Origin of the sequence: Paenibacillus lemnae (assembly GCF_012933385.1) — a bacterium.
In the GTDB taxonomy this organism is placed as follows: domain Bacteria; phylum Bacillota; class Bacilli; order Paenibacillales; family Paenibacillaceae; genus Paenibacillus_AQ; species Paenibacillus_AQ lemnae.
In genome coordinates this window covers 161,650-179,302 of the sequence record NZ_JABBPN010000002.1, presented here as the reverse complement: position 1 = coordinate 179,302, position 17,653 = coordinate 161,650, and the positions used below count along the sequence as shown (strand labels likewise).

18 protein-coding genes and 1 tRNA gene are annotated in these 17,653 nt (G+C 47.4%); 13 read left to right on the top strand and 6 right to left on the bottom strand.

Features of this window, described 5'->3' with window-relative positions; genetic code table 11:
• Positions 1 to 123: 123 nt before the first annotated feature.
• From HII30_RS02795 to HII30_RS02770, 6 genes are all read left to right on the top strand, one after another.
• Complete coding sequence (locus HII30_RS02795; protein ID WP_169503686.1) at positions 124 to 981, top strand: ABC transporter permease; 858 nt, start codon at positions 124 to 126, stop codon at positions 979 to 981.
• Positions 982 to 996: 15 nt separating this feature from the next.
• Positions 997 to 1,878, top strand: a complete 882-nt coding sequence (locus HII30_RS02790) for a carbohydrate ABC transporter permease (protein WP_169503410.1) — start codon at positions 997 to 999, stop codon at positions 1,876 to 1,878.
• Between the two features lie 35 nt (positions 1,879 to 1,913).
• Entirely contained in the window at positions 1,914 to 3,596 is a 1,683-nt protein-coding gene (locus HII30_RS02785) for an extracellular solute-binding protein (protein ID WP_169503409.1), read from the top strand.
• Between the two features lie 87 nt (positions 3,597 to 3,683).
• Positions 3,684 to 5,444, top strand: coding sequence for a sensor histidine kinase (locus tag HII30_RS02780; protein WP_169503408.1), 1,761 nt, complete (start codon positions 3,684 to 3,686; stop codon positions 5,442 to 5,444).
• 14 nt (positions 5,445 to 5,458) lie between these two features.
• A complete protein-coding gene (locus HII30_RS02775; protein WP_169503407.1) occupies positions 5,459 to 7,081 on the top strand; it encodes a response regulator in 1,623 nt (540 codons plus the stop codon).
• A 33-nt stretch (positions 7,082 to 7,114) separates the two neighbouring features.
• Positions 7,115 to 8,092 (top strand): family 43 glycosylhydrolase, encoded by a 978-nt coding sequence (locus tag HII30_RS02770; protein WP_169503406.1) that lies wholly within the window; start codon positions 7,115 to 7,117, stop codon positions 8,090 to 8,092.
• Between the two features lie 66 nt (positions 8,093 to 8,158).
• Here the strand turns inward: HII30_RS02770 and HII30_RS02765 are convergent, their stop codons facing one another.
• Positions 8,159 to 8,713 (bottom strand): YdhK family protein, encoded by a 555-nt coding sequence (locus HII30_RS02765; protein WP_169503405.1) that lies wholly within the window; start codon positions 8,711 to 8,713, stop codon positions 8,159 to 8,161.
• 115 nt (positions 8,714 to 8,828) lie between these two features.
• Here HII30_RS02765 and HII30_RS02760 point away from each other — a divergent pair.
• A tRNA-Val gene (locus HII30_RS02760) sits at positions 8,829 to 8,900 on the top strand.
• Positions 8,901 to 9,345: 445 nt separating this feature from the next.
• The gene (locus HII30_RS02755) at positions 9,346 to 9,609 is read left to right on the top strand and encodes a hypothetical protein (protein WP_169503404.1); all 264 of its coding nucleotides are present in this window, start codon (positions 9,346 to 9,348) and stop codon (positions 9,607 to 9,609) included.
• An 82-nt stretch (positions 9,610 to 9,691) separates the two neighbouring features.
• Here HII30_RS02755 and HII30_RS02750 read toward each other — a convergent pair whose 3' ends face one another.
• The gene (locus HII30_RS02750) at positions 9,692 to 9,877 is read right to left on the bottom strand and encodes a hypothetical protein (RefSeq protein ID WP_169503275.1); all 186 of its coding nucleotides are present in this window, start codon (positions 9,875 to 9,877) and stop codon (positions 9,692 to 9,694) included.
• Positions 9,878 to 9,932: 55 nt separating this feature from the next.
• Here HII30_RS02750 and HII30_RS02745 point away from each other — a divergent pair, with 55 nt between their 5' ends.
• The gene (locus tag HII30_RS02745) at positions 9,933 to 10,376 is read left to right on the top strand and encodes a GNAT family N-acetyltransferase (RefSeq protein WP_169503403.1); all 444 of its coding nucleotides are present in this window, start codon (positions 9,933 to 9,935) and stop codon (positions 10,374 to 10,376) included.
• Between the two features lie 103 nt (positions 10,377 to 10,479).
• Here the strand turns inward: HII30_RS02745 and HII30_RS02740 are convergent, their stop codons facing one another.
• Complete coding sequence (locus HII30_RS02740; protein ID WP_169503402.1) at positions 10,480 to 10,719, bottom strand: DUF3892 domain-containing protein; 240 nt, start codon at positions 10,717 to 10,719, stop codon at positions 10,480 to 10,482.
• A 56-nt stretch (positions 10,720 to 10,775) separates the two neighbouring features.
• Positions 10,776 to 11,513 (bottom strand): MBL fold metallo-hydrolase, encoded by a 738-nt coding sequence (locus HII30_RS02735; RefSeq protein WP_169503401.1) that lies wholly within the window; start codon positions 11,511 to 11,513, stop codon positions 10,776 to 10,778.
• Between the two features lie 176 nt (positions 11,514 to 11,689).
• Here HII30_RS02735 and HII30_RS02730 point away from each other — a divergent pair, with 176 nt between their 5' ends.
• Positions 11,690 to 12,262: a copper amine oxidase N-terminal domain-containing protein gene (locus HII30_RS02730; RefSeq protein ID WP_246245976.1), complete on the top strand. Its 573-nt coding sequence runs from the start codon at positions 11,690 to 11,692 to the stop codon at positions 12,260 to 12,262.
• Between the two features lie 113 nt (positions 12,263 to 12,375).
• A complete protein-coding gene (locus HII30_RS02725; RefSeq protein WP_169503400.1) occupies positions 12,376 to 12,663 on the top strand; it encodes a DUF1292 domain-containing protein in 288 nt (95 codons plus the stop codon).
• Between the two features lie 80 nt (positions 12,664 to 12,743).
• Here the strand turns inward: HII30_RS02725 and HII30_RS02720 are convergent, their stop codons facing one another.
• Positions 12,744 to 14,219, bottom strand: coding sequence for an aminotransferase class I/II-fold pyridoxal phosphate-dependent enzyme (locus HII30_RS02720; RefSeq protein WP_169503399.1), 1,476 nt, complete (start codon positions 14,217 to 14,219; stop codon positions 12,744 to 12,746).
• 191 nt (positions 14,220 to 14,410) lie between these two features.
• On the opposite strand from HII30_RS02720, the gene HII30_RS02715 reads away from it, so the two are divergent.
• The gene (locus HII30_RS02715) at positions 14,411 to 15,691 is read left to right on the top strand and encodes an MFS transporter (RefSeq protein ID WP_169503398.1); all 1,281 of its coding nucleotides are present in this window, start codon (positions 14,411 to 14,413) and stop codon (positions 15,689 to 15,691) included.
• A gap of 391 nt (positions 15,692 to 16,082) precedes the next feature.
• Here the strand turns inward: HII30_RS02715 and HII30_RS02710 are convergent, their stop codons facing one another.
• Entirely contained in the window at positions 16,083 to 16,706 is a 624-nt protein-coding gene (locus tag HII30_RS02710; protein WP_169503397.1) for a YktB family protein, read from the bottom strand.
• A 172-nt stretch (positions 16,707 to 16,878) separates the two neighbouring features.
• Between HII30_RS02710 and HII30_RS02705 the strand changes: the two genes are divergently transcribed.
• Positions 16,879 to 17,475 (top strand): hypothetical protein, encoded by a 597-nt coding sequence (locus HII30_RS02705; protein WP_169503396.1) that lies wholly within the window; start codon positions 16,879 to 16,881, stop codon positions 17,473 to 17,475.
• The last annotated feature ends 178 nt before the right edge of the window (positions 17,476 to 17,653 follow it).

Below are 17,653 nucleotides of genomic sequence, written 5' to 3'. Positions count from 1 at the left end.
AATGTCCAGAGAGATACAATAAATGCACACACATGATATATCTGTTCAATAAAGGAGTGAGTGCATTTGAAAACCGACAACAAACGGAGGTGGAATTTCAAATTAACCTGGCCGCTGCATGTGATGATCCTGCCGGGCATTATCTTGGTTATCCTGTTTAGTTATTTACCGATGTTCGGATTGGTAATGGCTTTTCAGGATTTTCAACCGCATCTGGGTTTCTTTGAATCAGACTGGATCGGATTTGAAAATTTTAGGCTGATGTTTGAATATCCCGATGCCAAACAGGTCATTTGGAATACCCTTCTGATTGCCATTCTGAAGATGATTGCGCATCTCATTGTTCCATTTACGTTTGCCCTTTTGCTCAATGAGGTTCGCAAACAATTTTTCAAGCGGATGGTGCAGACGTTTGTGTATCTGCCGCATTTCCTGTCATGGGTCATACTCGGCGGCATTATGCTGGATATGCTGTCTACCGACGGCGGACTCGTCAATCAGGTCATCGGATGGTTTGGCTTAGAGCCTATCTTTTTCCTGGGAGATGGGGACTGGTTCCGATTCACGGTCATCGTGAGTGATGTATGGAAGGATTTTGGTTTCTCTACCATCATCTTTTTGGCAGCGCTTTCGGGTGTGAACCCGGAATCTTATGAGGCTGCGGTGATTGATGGTGCAAATCGCTGGCAGCAGACCTGGTCTATTACGATTCCGGCCATGATTCCGATCGCTGTTGTGGTTGCTACGCTTTCACTGGGAAGTATTCTGAATGCAGGTTTTGACCAGATTTTCAATTTATACAATCCGCTCGTCTACGATAAAGGTGATATTATTGATACCTATGTATACCGTGTGGGTTTGATTGGCGGAGATTTTGGCTTTGGTACTGCAGTGGGTGTCTTCAAGTCGCTGGTTAGTCTCCTGTTGATTGTAATCTCATACCGGCTTGCCTATAAACTGGCGAACTACCGGATTTTTTAGCAGGGAGGTTCTGACATGCATTATAGATCAACATCATACCGGATTTTCACGACAGCCAATACCATCCTGCTGACATTTCTCGCCATTCTGTGTATTTTACCTTTGGTTCATGTTCTGGCAGTTTCGCTCAGTTCATCAACGGCAGCGGATGCAAATCTGGTTAAACTATGGCCGATGGGTTTTACGACAGAAGCGTATAAGGTGACATTAAGCAATGAGCTGTTTGTCAATTCCTTTGGTATTTCGGTGCTGCGTACGGTGCTTGGTACATTGATATCATTGCTGCTGTCTGTCATGGTCGGTTATGCTTTATCCAAAGAGTCTGAGCATTTCAGAGGACGCAATTTCTATGCCTGGTTTCTCGTGTTTACGATGCTGTTCAGCGGAGGTCTGATTCCGGGGTACATCGTAGTTCAAAAGCTGGGTTTGATCAATTCGATTTGGTCTCTGATTTTACCAGGGGCACTCAGTGTGTATAATACGATACTCTTGCTGAACTTTTTCCGCTCTTCTGTGCCTAAAGCATTGGAGGAAGCAGCATTTATCGACGGAGCCGGACATTTTCGTACATTATGGAAAATCTATCTGCCAATCTCGCTCCCATCTCTTGCTACAATCTCTTTGTTTACGATGGTCGGCCATTGGAACGCATGGTTTGACGGATTAATTTATATGACAGACTCATCCCGTTACCCAATGTCGACGCTGCTGCAAACCATTGTGGTTCAGCGGGATCTGAGCAGTATGAGTGTTAGTGCCGATGAAGTGCAGGCGCTCTCCAACCGTACGGTGAAGACAGCACAAATCTTTATTGCCACCATCCCGATTATTGCGGTCTATCCATTTTTACAGCGTTTCTTTGTAAAGGGGATTGTTTTGGGATCCGTTAAAGAATAATGAAATACAGGCTCACATCATAAGGGGGAAATAAAATGACTCGTATTTTAAAAAAACGTTTAGCCACTGTGCTGTCATCCATCATTTGTTTAAGTATGATTTCTGCGTGCAGCCCGTCCGGTAATGAAGGGAAGACGGAAGAGCCGGCACAACAGTCCACGGAAAACGTCATTGTAGATGGTAAGTTTAAAGATACGGTGACCATGAATATTGCCCGGCAGATGACCGCAGATGTTACCTTTCAAAAAGGCGAAGATATCAATAACAACCCGCATGAGAAATGGGTGAAAGATAAATTTAATATTGATTTTAATTATGTCTGGACGGCAGACAGCAGCTCGATCGATACGAAGGTTAGATTGATGCTCTCAGCTAATGAGGAGCTTCCGGATATTATGCAGTTCCGCGGTTCCCAGGATGTTGCTGATGCTCTGATTGATTCCGGTAAATTCATGGAAGTCGGAGAGCTGTTTGAACAGTATGCAGGTGAAACGTGGAAGCAGGCCATGGCCGAAGATCCTTCGGTATGGAATCCGTATACCCGGGATGGTAAGCGCTATGGTGTTCCGATTCTGGACTACGCCTATAACAACGACCCGGTGTTGTGGATTCGTGATGATTGGATGAAAAAATTCAATTTGGAAGCACCGAAGAACATTGAAGAGCTGGAAGCCATGATGGACGTTTTCGCCAATCAGGACCCGGACGGCAATGGAAAGAAAGATACAGTTGGACTTGCTGTAGGTTTCAAGGACGGCATGAAAACATGGGGGCCTGCAGACAGCGGATTCTTGTTTGGCGCTTATGGAACGATGACAAATCAATGGAATCTTAATGAAGAAGGCAAACTGGAATACGGCTCGGTTCAGCCTGAAGCCAAGGAAGTTCTTGCAAAGCTCCAGGATTGGATGAAAAAAGGCTATATTCATAAAGAAGCAGGTTTGCAGGATGCCGGTAAAGCACTTGAACTGTTTGCTGCAGGCAGAGCAGGGATTGTAACTTCTCCCTACTGGTCAGCCGGCTGGGTTCTGCCCGGGGTGAAAGAAGTTGATCCGAACGCCGAGTACAGTCCATATCCTCTTCCAGCAGGACCTGATGGCAGCATTGGCAGAGGACAATCCTTGACCTCAAATGGTGTGATTCTGATTAACAAGGATTTTGAACATCCGGAAGCCTTTTTCTTGTATGCTGATTACTTGTTTGAGAATCAAGGCAAGCCCGGAAGTGATCTGGAATATGGCTTGGCTGAAGGGTATGATTACTTGATGAGAGACGGACAACCGGTCTGGAGTGCAGATGAGTTTCCAGAAGACAAACCTTTTGTACCGGTTCCGAAATATACATTATTATTTGATGGGGCCCGCATACCGTCACAAATGATGAAAACGATGTATGATTTGGCAGGCGGTAAAGAACCGGAAACGACTGCTGAGAAAAAGGCTTCGACAGATTTGCCGGGAACGATAAAAGCAGGCGGCGTCAATTACGAACAGCGTGAGTTTGCAATGCCTAACATGTTTAACGGCTCTGTTACAAAAACGATGAAAAAACGCTGGGACTTCTTGTTCCAAATGGAGAAAGAGACATTTAATAAAATTATATATGGTGATCTCCCGATCGACGCGTTTGATTCGTTTACAGAGCAGTGGAAATCTTCCGGCGGTGAAACAATTACAGCTGAAGTGAATGAATGGTATGAATCGGTACAAGTGAAATAATGAAAATGATGGTTTGAAGAAGTAACGGGCGCTCATTCGTTTGCGAATGAAGTGCCCTTTACGTTCACACAGGAGGAATCCGGGCCGATGGAAAAAACAAATTTGTTCAAGAAAATATTAGCGATATTATGGCTGCTGCTTGTTCCGGTCACCCTGATGTTTTCTTACTCCAACTATATCAGCGTACAGGTGGTCAAGACAGAGATCGAAGAGAACAGCCGGAACCGGCTCTCTTTCTTTATGCGGCAGGTCGATAATGAAATGGACAAATTTGTTACTTCCTTGGGCAGCCTGAGTAAGAATCCGAGCATTCGGCAGTTTATTAACATGGAACCGGGGGCAGATCCTTATCCACAATTTCAATCCAAGCTTTCCGTCTATGAAGAACTTTCCTCTCTGAATATCGGCAGCTGGAGACATTCCTTTACGGTGTTTGCGCCCGAGCGAGAAGAAGCCGTCACGACACATCATTGGGTGCTGTACAGCGAATATTTTATCCGTACACTTCAGGCTGAAGGCAGGGAGCCTTTTCGCTGGTTTTATGATCCTTCATCCAATTCCAGTATGCCTTCATCTTTTGTCTGGAGGACCATCGAGCCTTTCTCAGCCATTGAAGATGTGAACAAGGCAGATATGGTGTCCGAGATCAGGGTGGATATTCGAGATATCCAGCAGCTGCTGACAGAATTTAAACAAAAGGGAACGGGCGATCCTTTTTTATACCATCCCCAATCGCCTCCGATTACGAATCTGACAGCACAAAGAACGATTATTGACGACATTGGACTCCAGTTTCCTCAATTATCGAAAGGGGCCCGTGAAGGGAATTTCCAGTATACCTATAACAAAAGCGATTATATGGTCAGTTTTGCATCCTCGGCGTCACTTGGCTGGACTCTGATTGATTATGTTCCGCTGGAACAAACCCTTGCGCCGATAAAAGCCAGCCGGGACTGGTTTTGGATCTGTATGATCCTGCTCGTTGTACTCAGTGCCTCGGCAGCATATTTGCTGTACCGCAATGTCCAGGTGCCGATCCGAAAGTTGATTATAGCCACCAAGCGCCTGCGGATGGGCGATTATTCAAACCGGCTCCAAGGTGACCGGAATGATGAATTCGGGTTTCTGTTCACACAATTTAATACGATGATTGAACAGATTGAAGATTTGATCGGGCATGTATATGAGGAAAAACTTCGTTCCAAGGAAGCTACACTAAAACAGCTTCAGTCCCAGATAAATCCGCATTTCCTGTATAACTGTTTATTTTTTATCAAGAACATGACAAGACTTGGTCAGCACGAAGCCGTGATGGCCATGTCCGTCAAACTCGGGGAGTTCTTCCGGTATACCACCCGTGTAGATGAACAGGATAAAACCTTGGGAGAAGAGATCAGGCTGATCGACAACTATTTATCCATACAAAATATGAGGATGAAACGATTCCGTTATGAAATTGATGTTCCGGAAGAGATGGAAGAGCTCATTGTGCCAAGACTACTTCTGCAGCCTATAGTGGAAAATGCGGTGATCTATGCGATTGAAATGAATCCGGGAGAAGGGATCATAACGGTAAAAGGGACTCGTCACGGAAACGAAAATCAAATCGTGATTGAAGATAATGGCAAGACGATGACGCAGGAGAAGCTCACCATGATGCAGGAAGCCATATATACCTATTCAGGCAGCGGGAATGAAAGCTTGGGATTACGGAATGTACACCAGCGGCTGCAGCTTAAATTCGGCGCGAATTCCGGGTTGTTTTTTGAAATATCGGATTCCGGCGGACTGTGTGTCTTGATGCGCTGGCAGATCCCTCAAATGAATCAGTCAGATGAAGAAGTCTAGAGGAGGGAATGTTAATGTATCAGCTGCTCATTGTGGATGATGAAGAGTGGGTGGTGGATGGTGTGGCAGCCACATTACCGTGTGAAGAACTGCAGATCGATCATATCTACAAAGCCGGGTCGGCAGCAGAGGCACAGGACATCTTGAAGCGTTATGCCATTGATCTGTTAATTACGGACATCCGGATGCCCGGCATGTCAGGACTTGAACTGATGGAGGAGATATCCCGCAGCTCCAAGTCTACCAAATGCATTTTGCTTACTGGATATGCAGAATTTGAATATGCCAAACAAGCGTTAAAAACAGGAGCCGCCGATTATCTGCTGAAGCCAGTGGATGACGAGGATCTGATTACTTCGGTTAAGCAAGCGCTTCAGGATATTCAACAAGAATGGGAAACGGTCGTTTCCCATGAACATACGGTGCAGACTCTTCGCGAACATCGTCCGCTGCTGCAAAGAGATCTTCTGCTGGAGCTCCTTCAAGGAAGATTAGCTGCAGGAAGCCAGCTTTCCAGCAAGCTGTCATCTCTGGACATTCCTTTTCAGGAACAGGATTCTGTCGCACTTATGCTGATCCGCCTTGAAGAGCCGTTTGTTCATTACAGCCATTCGGATTTGCTGCTTCTGGAATACGCGGTTCATAACATTGCTGAAGAGGTGCTTCGCGGCAGAATGAACCTGTGGTTCGGGAAAGAATCTCACGGCTACCTAGTATTTGTAGTAAAACCTGTACTTGAAGAAAATGCAGTCAGTGACATCAAACAGGATCTGGAGCGTCTGGCCGGTCAAATTCAGAAGCATGTTGCAGCTTATTTGAAGGGCAGCATTTCCTTGATGATCAGCAAGTGGGGAGTCTTCCCTGATCATGTGCATACCGCTTACGAAAGTGGATTAATATCGTTTCGAAAGCATATCGGCAGTTCAACCGGATTCCTGCTGTCCATGCAGGATGAACCCCATACGGTGCCGGTCCGGACCTTGCAGCAGCTGTATGAGCCGCCATTGCTGACAGATCTGCTGGAAGCAGGGAGGTGGGATTGTTTCTCTGAGAAGCTGGAATCCATATTTGAAGAATTGGAGGAGAACTTCAGCCATTCAGCAGAGCATGCGCTTGAGGTCTATTGTTCTGTTATCGGCGCGTTTGCATTTATGGCCCATAAGAGCGGGTATGAATTATACGGCTGGCTGGGGAACCGCTTGGAAGATCCCTTGCGGTTTGATGATTTCCGGACACTCAGTCAATTGAAGGATTGGACATTCCGCACGGCAGCTATCGTTCGCAGTGAGTTGGAGAGTGAGGCTTCGAATACCCAGACCCGGACGGTTAAAAAAATTCATAAGTTTGTGGAAGAACATCTCTCTGAAAGTCTTTCGCTTCAAAGAATAGCCGATCATGTCTATCTGCATCCGGTCTATGTTTCTCAAGTGTTCAAGGCAGTTTCAGGCGAAAGTCTGACAGACTATATACTCCGGGTCCGGATGGAAAGGGCCGCATATCTTCTGCGCAGCAGCCCTAAAAAAATCTATGAGGTTGCAGAACTGCTCGGATATCAGCATGTGCCTTATTTTATTAAGGTATTTAAAAAATATTATGGAAGCACGCCTCAGGAATTCCGTGATGTTTATGACCTGTAATATCTGGGGCTGGATCAAGAGGAGGAAATGAGGTTGGAACAAGTAGATTACTTGATAAATGGCCGTCCATGGGTGGACTTACAGGGTGACAAGATCCATGCACATGGCGGGGGGATCATATGGGACAAGGGGTATTATTACTGGTTTGGCGAGAACCGCCTGGGAGGACGTAAAGTATCCTGTTACCGTTCCAGGGATCTTATGCAGTGGGAATTCCGGAATGATGTCCTGGATTTAATGAGTCCTGTGCAGCCGGTGTACCATAGAACGTCACTTGAAATGAATCCGCTGAATACAGAGAAGGGAGCTAACATAGAACGCCCTAAGGTATTGTTCAATCAAACAACCGGAAAATATGTGATGTGGATGCATTGGGAGAACGGACAGAATTATAAAGATGCCCGGTGTGCTATCGCTTCATGTGATACCGTAGATGGTCATTATATTTATCATGGCAGCTTTAATCCTATAGGTCATATGTCAAGAGACTGCACGCTGTTTCAGGATGATGATGGGACAGCTTACTTTATCTCTGCAGCCCGTGATAATGCGGATCTCATGATTTACCGTTTATCGGAGGACTATATGTCGATCGAGGAGCTTGTCAGAACATTATGGCCTGGCCAATACCGGGAAGCCCCTGCGCTGATGAAGCATAACGGTGTGTATCTCATGGTGAGCTCGGGATGTACCGGATGGCTTCCGAATCAAGGGATGTATGCTTACAGCGATTCAATAGAAGGCAGATGGTCATCATTACGCCCATTTGGGGATGCAACGACATATGACAGCCAGCCGACCTGCATTCTCCCGATCACAGGAACCGAGACGACGACATATTTGTATGTTGGTGACCGGTGGAATCCTACGGCTTATCATGAGTCGACCTATGTGTTTCTGCCCATTTCATTTGTGAGTGACAGAGAGATTAGGCTGGAGTGGTTAAGCGAGTGGACGATCCATCCGGATACAGGAAGGGTCATTGTACATACGGACACGAACAGCGATTAGCAATGTTAAGCTTGGAAGTAAAAGTGAAAAAAGAGACGGAGATTAAAATCTCCGTCCAGTTATTATCTATTCAACAGACATCTCATCTTCTGTCACCCATTTATGATTCTTAACCGGTTCTCCGCCTGTAGTAGGCGTATAATCCACCATATACACGGTCGTCTCCTGTGCGGAGTCGATCGTGGCGGCGGCACCCTTCATACCAGCCATATGGTCTGCTTCCAGAGTGACCTCATCCCCGGATTTGTAAGGCTCAACCGCTGCATCCTTTAATTCTTCGTGGATCACCCATTTATGATTCTTGACCGGTTCACCGCCTGTAGTCGGTGTGTAGGAGACGGCGTACACCGTTGTGCTGAAGGCACCGGATATTGTCGCGGTGGCTCCTTTCATGCCTGGCATATGATCTGTCTGGATCACGGCTGTGCTGCCTACTTCGAAGGCCGGGTTATCCGCTTCTTTCAGGCCGACGGGTACCTCGCCGGAGCTTGAATGATTCATAGCGGCGTGACTGCTGTCCGAATGGCTGGAAGCCGGCTTGTCACTACTTTCTTGATCGTCACCGCATCCGCTTAGTGCAAGCATAAGTGCGGCTCCGATCACCGCGATCTGTTTTTTCATCCTTGATCATCTCCTTTCATTATAAGTAGTATACCATACTAGGGTATATTTAAACTCATATATAATTTCTGTATTGCGCTTTTCATACCTGCTGTGGTATTATAAACTTCGTTGAAGGACGGTAGCTCAGAGGGAGAGCACTATCTTGACAGGGTAGGGGTCATGGGTTCGATCCCCATCCGTCCTATATGAAGCAAACCTTGAGAAATCAAGGTTTTTTTGTTTTTTTATGGGCTGTTGTTTTATAGTGAACGCGTGCATTGATACGAATTTGGTATGGGTTGCAGTTGATATATAAGCTGGCACTCTAACGGACCCTCAGTCCGTTAGAGTGCCAATTTGAGCTTTCTCACCAATCTAACGGACTTTCAGTCCGTTAGAGCACTTGGAAAGCTCCTTTTGAGCACCAATTCTCGTTCTAACGGACTCCATGTCCGTTAAAAACTGAAAACTGCCGCATTTAGGGCTCTAACGGACTCCATGTCCGTTAGAGCCCTTTCGCAAGATGAGTTTTTGATCTACGGCTTAAAGGATGGGCAGGCTGTTGTGTTGAGGTCTGTCACTTATATAAATCACCATTCTGGTCAAAGCTAGCGAAAGACAGGTTTATCCTAAGAGGAGGACGACAGACCGTGAGCTCAGAACAACAGCAAAGGATTTCAACACGCATAATCGCGGCTGCCATGCTGCTCTTTCCGCTGCTCTCCGGGTGCAGTATTTCCGGCCGTGGGGAAGAACATTTGCCTGTGATGGATGGCCCGGCTTCACCGGTGCACAAAGACGTTTATGACCGATCTGTGCAAGAGGAAGTATATTCATCTGGCAGCCGGGTTGAGAGACTGATCCAGGAGCCAACGCTTGAGCTGGAACCGCCAAGCCCGCTTCGGGATAAATAATAGGTCCTTTCAACCCAGCTTTGTGTATAGAGAAGCAAAAGCCGCCGGCTATGCCGGCGGCTCCTTTCTTAACACGACGATTCTATTCTTCATCCCATTTGCGGGAATAGCCTTTTTTAATCGTGTAGAACATTGGAACAATTAAAATTACCGCAATAATAACAGCCCAAAAAATAGTGCCTCCCATGCCCATGAAGTGTGCGGCCCCTTTCGTATCAGCATTTTCTTTTACTATACAGAAAAACATATATTTTGTATAATAATTCATCGATTCTATTCCACTCCCGCGTAGCAAGCAGGGTGAACATAAAGAGGTGCAGATCATGGCAGCAGAAATCATTAATGTAAATTCAGAAGATGAGTTACAGGCAGCGCTGAATATTCGCAAAGATGTATTCGTGAACGAGCAGAACGTCCCTGAGAGTCTGGAAATTGACGATTATGACAGACTGGACTCGGATGCTCATCATATTTTGATAAAATATAACGGGGAATACGCGGCAACCGGCCGTGTGATCTACTACAATAAAGATTCTGCCAAAATGCAGCGGATTGCCGTGCTCAAAGCATTCCGGACCAAAGGTCTGGGACGCGTGCTTATGATGGCCATGGAGACCAAGGCTCGAGAACTCAAGCTGGAGCATGCGGTCCTCGATGCACAATGCCAGGCGGAAGGGTTCTATGAAAAGCTCGGTTATGTCACGATCTCAGAGCAGCCTTTTGATGATGCCGGCATTCCGCATGTACGTATGAAGAAAGAGCTTTAGAAGCTGAACGAGGTAGAGTCTATCAGCATGCAGATTATGTTACACACAAAAAAAACATGGAAGTGTCAGGGTTATCTCGGCACCGCCATGTTTTTTTCGATCTTTAGAAACCCGGCAGATTGTCCAAGTTATTGCTGGGGTCACCATCTGCATTGGAACGGAGATGAAGGTCATGATCCCGCCCGCGGAACACGTTCAGGTTCTTGATCTCCTGATTTTGTACCATCTGCTGTGCGGTTTTATAATCCACTACCTGCCCGTTATCCAGCTTCAGCTGAACAATATCACCATCGCCATTTTTGCGTACGCCGACCACCTCGGCCTGCGGATTGCTGTTGTCCATAGAGATCACCTCCTCCAGCCTATTCTCCCGCCAGTGATGGATGTTTATGCATCCCTTTATAAATCGTAGACCTGCTGCTGCTCCAGAAATCTCATTTTGCCTATCCGTCCTTCAAAGTCGTTCTTGTTATCCGCATAGTGCATCAGATAGATCATTTCCTGGATCTCCTCCGGAAGAGTGAGCAGCTCATCCAGTGTGGTATGCACATGTCCTGCACCTTCCAGCTGACACTCGTGCAAAATGACGTCACAGCGTCGGTCCCTTACCAGCTGGTGAATCAGATCTGGATCAAAGGTCATATCTGCACTGTAAAAAATACGTCCGTTCAAATACAGTGAATAACTGTCTCTGCCTGGAATATGACGCGTGTGAGTCAGTTCAAGCGATATTCCCGGGGAGATGTCCGCAGCCTTTCCCACCGGCAGGGGAATGACGGTGAATACATCGTCAAGCGACATGATGGTGCCTTCCTGATACAGTCCGCCTTTGAGTGTGTTTTCCCACAGCGGCTCCACGAGAGATTCTGCGAGGTACAGCGGCATTTTACGATTATGTTTTAATTTCATCTGAAAAGCCAGCTCTTCCAGACCGCCGACATGATCCGCATGTGTGTGTGTGATCAGCACGGCATCAATAGACTCCCAGGATTTATCAATCTGGTGCAGTGCCATGGGTGCGGTCACCCCACAATCGACCAGCAGTGTGAAGTCTTCATCAAATATCAATGCATTGTTGTTAAAGTAATTGCGCGAGAAAGCACCGCCTGTTCCGAGCATTTGAAGTTTAAGTGTCAATCCATACAACCTCCGTCTCATGTGAATGGTATAACCTGCCATGCTTCTATTGTAACGAATCGACCTGCTGCCGACCAATGCAAAATAAATCAAGCACAAAATGAGCGGTTTGCCGCAACTTTACTTTTTAGTCTGTAGTATACACATATAGCAGCTAGAATGAATGGAGGGGATTAATGACTATGAAGTTGAAGTTAGGGTGGAAAAAAATAACAGCAGCAGCACTTGTCTTGACGTTGATGAGCGGCGGGACGCTGTTGTTCGCCGATTCTATTCAGGACCGGATCCGGGTATGGATGAACGGACAGGAACTGAAGGATGGCGCGTATTTGATCGATAATAAAATTTATGTTCCTGTCCGGGATATAAGCGGCGCAACGAATTGGAACAAGAGCAGCGGGACCTTGAGGATCGTCAAGCCGAATGTGCATATTTTTCTGTTTAAAGGAGATACTGCATTCGGTAACGTAAACCGGGGGAAGCTGAAGTTTAATGTCTTCAGTCAAGTGGATACACTGCATGATGATGTGGAGGCAGTAAAGGTAGCGATAGAGGATCCGGGAGGCAGCATCAAGGACATCCAGTCCCAGAGCAATATCCAGGGAAAAGATAATTTCTGGTTCCGTACCTATGATTTCACTTATGATTTCGATACGGTTGGCAAGTATTCCGTAGGGTTCTACATCAAGACTTCTGCCGGCTCCGGATTTGAAAAAGTGGCGGAGAAAGTCATCACCGTTTTAAAGTAATGCTGTACTGAAGTTGTGATAATATATGAGGAGCTGGTTAAATTGACCTGCTCTGGCTTCCGTGATACCATATCTGAAGTAAAATAATTTAACTGAAGTGAGGTTTTATTTCAATGAGCGATCACACACATGAACATGAGCATAACCACGATCAAGAAGAATTCGTACTTACCTTGACGGACGAGCAGGGTAAAGAGATGGAAATGGTTCTCGTGGAAACGTTCGATGTGGGCGAGAAGCTGTATGCCCTACTGCTGGAACGCAACAATCCGGAAGCGGATGGCGTGATTCTGCGTATGGAAGAAGAGGACGAGGAAATGGTTCTTTATAATATTGAAGATGAAGAAGAATGGAATGCGGTCGAAGAGGCTTACAACGAGCTTGTAGCTGCCCAGGAATAGGTTCTTCATTCTTGTTCAATGTATAAAACCCCAGTGCGGATGCACTGGGGTTTTTGCTGACCTGATGGCTCGTATGCCGCTTAAAAAATCGCGTCGGTCTCCACGATGACCTTTACATTCTGAATGCTGCGATCCTCCGGGCCTTTAACGGGAAGTCCGACATCCACATGATCGATAATGTAATCAATGTTGTCCTGAGAGATGACCTCTCCTGGAAGCAGAATCGGGATGCCTGGCGGATACACATAGATGAACTCCGCAATGATCCGTCCTGCGGATTCCTTAAACGGCACCACTTCCGTATCGCCGTAAAAAGCATCACGGGGAACCAGCGAGAGCTGCGGAATCTCAGGGATCTTGACGATCAGCTCATTGATCTTGTTCTTGTTGTAATGCTCCTTGGATAGCTGACGCAGAGCGGTCAGCAGCGTTTCTACTGTATCCGGCGTATCGCCGGGTGTAATCAGGCACAGAATGTTGTACATGTCACTGAGCTCAACTTCAATATTGTAATGCTCCCGCAGCCAGTTCTCCGTTTCGTACCCGGTGATGCCGAGGTGCCGCACATGGATGGTCACTTTGGTCGGATCGAGGCTGTAGGTTGCCTCACCGCCAAGAATATCGTTACCGAAGCAGTACAAGCCGTCCATCTCATTAATAGAGCGTCTCGCATACTGCGCCATATCGATCGCCCGGGCTGCCATTTCACGTCCGTGCAGCGCGAGATTGCGGCGTGAGGTGTCCAGAGAAGCGAGTAAAATGTACGAAGTTGACGTTGTTGTCAGCATACTGATGATTGTCTGTACACGGAATGGGTTGATGTATCCGTTCTTGGTGTTCACATTCAGCACAGAGCTTTGTGTCATGGAACCGCCCAGCTTATGCACACTGGTGGCAGCCATATCCGCACCCGCCTGCATCGCAGACATCGGCAGATCTTCATGGAAATGTATGAGGACGCCATGAGCTTCATCCACAAGAACCGGAACATGATAGCTGTGCGCCAGATCCACAATCTCCTTCAGGTTAGCACTTACGCCAAAATAAGTCGGGTTGATAATCAACACCGCCTTGGCATCCGGATGCCGCTTTAACGCTTTGCGTATGGAACTGATGGTTACGCCGTGATCGATACCGACATCGCTGTCCTGGGCAGGGGAGACGAAGACCGGCTTAGCCCCGGTGAAAATAATCGCAGATAGTACGGATTTATGCACATTGCGCGGAACGATGATTTTATCGCCGGGTGAACATACGGTCATAATCATGGTCATGATGGCACCGCTTGTCCCCTGTACGCTGAAAAAAGTGTGATCTGCACCGAATGCATCGGCCGCCAGCTTCTGGGCATCCTCGATGACGCCGGTCGGTTGATGAAGATCGTCCAGCGGAGCGATGTTAATCAAATCTATGGAAAGGGCATTATCCCCTATGAATGCTCTGAATTCGCTGTCGGTACCAAGGCCCTTCTTGTGACCTGGAATGTGAAACTGCACCGGGTTTTTGGCCGCGTGTTCTTTCAATGCGGTGAAGAGCGGTGTACGGCTATGGTCCATGGACGCTGTCACAACCTTTCTGTAAGTGAAAATTGAGTGGAAATGTGTAAGAATGTGTACTTATTTATAAACAAAATTGAGTATAGCAAAATAGGGGGGGAATGCAAGCAAAGCTTTTTACGGCATGACTTCCCTGGAATGGGCAAGACTACAAAGAGGCATTTACAGTATGAGCGATAGGATGTGGGAATATGTCATATGCGGTTTCAGCTGAGAAAAGAAAACGATTAATGTCGCCGTTTTTTTTCGAGCTTTTGGCGATTCTTTTTTTAGTGGAGTTTGTGAAAGGTTCACTGCTCGTTACAGTGCTGCCGGTTTATATGAAAAATGTTTTGGGCGTGTCCGGCACGGCCATCGGCGTGGCTTTTGCCCTTCAATACTTGGGCGATAATCTGTTTCGCAGTCCTGCCGGCTGGATTGCCGAACGACTCGGCTATAAAGCCACCATGTCCATCGCGCTGACGATGGTGGTCATCGCTGTACTCATCATCACTTTTACAGACGGAGCCCTGTGGCTGTCGCTTGCCTGCCTGATTCTCGGGACAGGGACGGCACCCCTGTGGCCCTGTGTCATGACGGGTGCCACTTCCATATCGGGACCGAATAACAGCAACGGCACAGCGATGGGGGCCCTGGAAACCGCTGCCCTGGCAGGTACGGGAGCAGGACCAATCACGATGAATTTTGTGTTGGAACACTCGGATTCTAATTATCAGACCACTTTTTTAATTATGCTGTGCGCTGGCGTGATTCTGGTCATGACCGCGCTGCTGCTGCCGGGACGGGTGAAGCAGATGGAGATGCAGCATGGTGACGGAAACCGTGCTGTGCCAGGTATTCCTGCAGATGACAAAAGCCTGCTTCGTCCCTGGAGGAAACTTGCGGACAGTGTCAAGGCTACCCTGCATGAGGTGAGAAGAACACTGAAGGTCAGCTGGCTCGTATATCCCGCACTTTTTCTACAGTCTTGTGTCATCGGTCTGCTGAGTCCGGTCCTGACCCTGTATATTGTCAATGAGCTTGGACTTTCACCGAATCAATATAGTCTCCTGCTCGTTGTCGGCGGAGGAATCACGGTACTTGCCCTGATTCCTGCGGGAAAACTGATTGACCGGTTCGGGACGACGCGGTTTTTGAATGCCGGATTTCTGCTGTGTGCATTTGCACTTTCCATGTTTACACAGTTTAGATCACTTGCCGCGGTATATGTGATGGTGTGTCTTGTCGGGATCGCATATGCCATGATCCTTCCGGCCTGGAACACGTATGTTGCAGGACTCGTGCCGGAGGGGCAGCGGGGAACGGTATGGGGGTTTTTCTTGACGCTGCAGGGTTCAGGAATGGTGTTTGGACCGATTGTTTCCGGATGGCTGTGGGACGGCGTGAGTCACGTTGCACCTTTTGCCGCAAGCGGGATGGTCATGGGAGCCCTGTTTTTGATTCACCTGTTTCTTTCACGCAGCGGGTCGTAAGGGGCGTTAAATCATTGTGATTGGTTCGGCTAATGATGGCACATGCTGAGGAGGGAGCCAGCGGGATGTCCGCTACCCCGGATGACCCTGAATAAGCTTGAATTTCAAGCTTATTTCTCTCATTTTCCAGTGAAGTTGAAGTTTAAGCCTGAAAATCAATCTTAAAGTGGCTAAAATTCACTCGAAAGACGGGGAAATGGCATGAATAGAAAAAATAAGCCTGAAAAACAGGCTTATTGAGAGAATGGCTTCAGATTTTAAAGAAATAAGCTTGAAAAACAGGCTTAAATCCTGAGTTTTGGTAGCCTTCCTAGAAAACAGTCAGGCTGGCTCGCTGTGGAGAGCGATCATCCGCGTAAGTCACGCCGGCTTGTTGAGAAGAGCGGTCACATTAAAATGCCAGGCGATACAGCGGCAGAAGCGCCTCAAACGTGGTTTGAATATGCGACGTAAGCTCATCTCCGCTCATCTTCGCAGCTTCTTCCCGCGGAATGCGCAGACCGCACATCACTTCGGCTTTTTTGACCTGCTTCAGCTTGGTAATCAGCTCCGCAAACTGCTCATCTTTCATCGCCTTGTGCGGGGTTCCTTCAGGTTTCATATGGTCTGTGGACCAATAGAAGTGCTTAGGCAGCGTTTTGCGGACAGATCCCAGCTTCTGCTCCAGATGATCCGCAAACACAATTTTGTTCGGACTCTCGTATATAATGGCGAAGATCACGAACAGATGGGACTCAAACATACCTACTTCAAAATGAGGCAGTGCCTTATATCCCCGCTTGTTCGCCGCCCAGGCTACCCAGGTGTCGATCGGCGGGTTAACGGTGCGTCTTGCATGCTTGGCCACATGGACGAACATTTCCTCCCCGCACAAGGCCGAAACAAACGGAGCCAGCTCTGTCCCCAGGGTTTCCAGTTTAGGCCGCACCCGTTCAATCAGCACTTCCATGCGGGCTTCGAGCCCCGGGACGGTGAACACATCAAAATCCTCTGTCTGAAATCCTGTAAAACTCATATATTCACAGCCTTTCTGTATATCCTGTCTGCGCAAAAATAGTCAATAAACCAAGTTACCGTTACATAAGATGAAGTATAAGATATAGATAAGACAACGTCAAAGCAGACTATAACTGAAATGGCCGCAGCCGCAACCGGACAAAGAGCAGGAGTACCGAGGAGGGAGTGCCGTGAACAAGAGCGAGGAAGTGGAGTACTGCAATCTGGAGCTCCGGTTTGACCGCCGGCATATCCAGGAACTGATCAAGGAACTGATTCAGGAGGGGTATTCGCTTTACTGGAGTGAAAATGAAGCACAGTTCGTTATATCGATCCGGACAGGGAGAAAACTCGTCAAGCTGAAATTCCAGCGGACAGGAAGCGGATTCAAGCTGGTCGGCGATTACATGATCCGGGACCCCAAGCTGGCAGAGTGGATGGAGAAATTAATTGAGAACACCCGCGGACACGCGGTGGTCAAACGTTTCAAGGATCGTCAGATCCTGATTGAAAATATTTTGTTCGGCGAGGTCATCCGTTTGGTCGAAATCTCCGGCTACCGCCAACGTGTGCTCTACCAGAAGGGGACACCTATGACGGAACAGGAAATGATCCGGTTGTATGAATCTCAGGAGGGTGAACAGCGTCTTTTACTCTGCAGACTGGAAACCGATGATGAGCTCGAGAAACTGCATGAAGCAGTACAATCGGGGAATGATAAAGCTGCGGCAGCATGCAAAAAAAGACTTGAGGAGCTTTCGCTTGAATTATTTCGTATGGAGTGGTAGCAAATCAAGAATATATAAAAGGATACAAGCACGAATCAACACCTCCGGGACACCGGGGTGTTTTCGCGCGGCCGGTTTTCAGGAGTCAGGGGTTCACTTCTTTGCGGAAAAACGTTAATATAAGAGTATTGTGAACCATTCGGAGCATGATTGCCCGGGATGGAGATCTACAAATAAT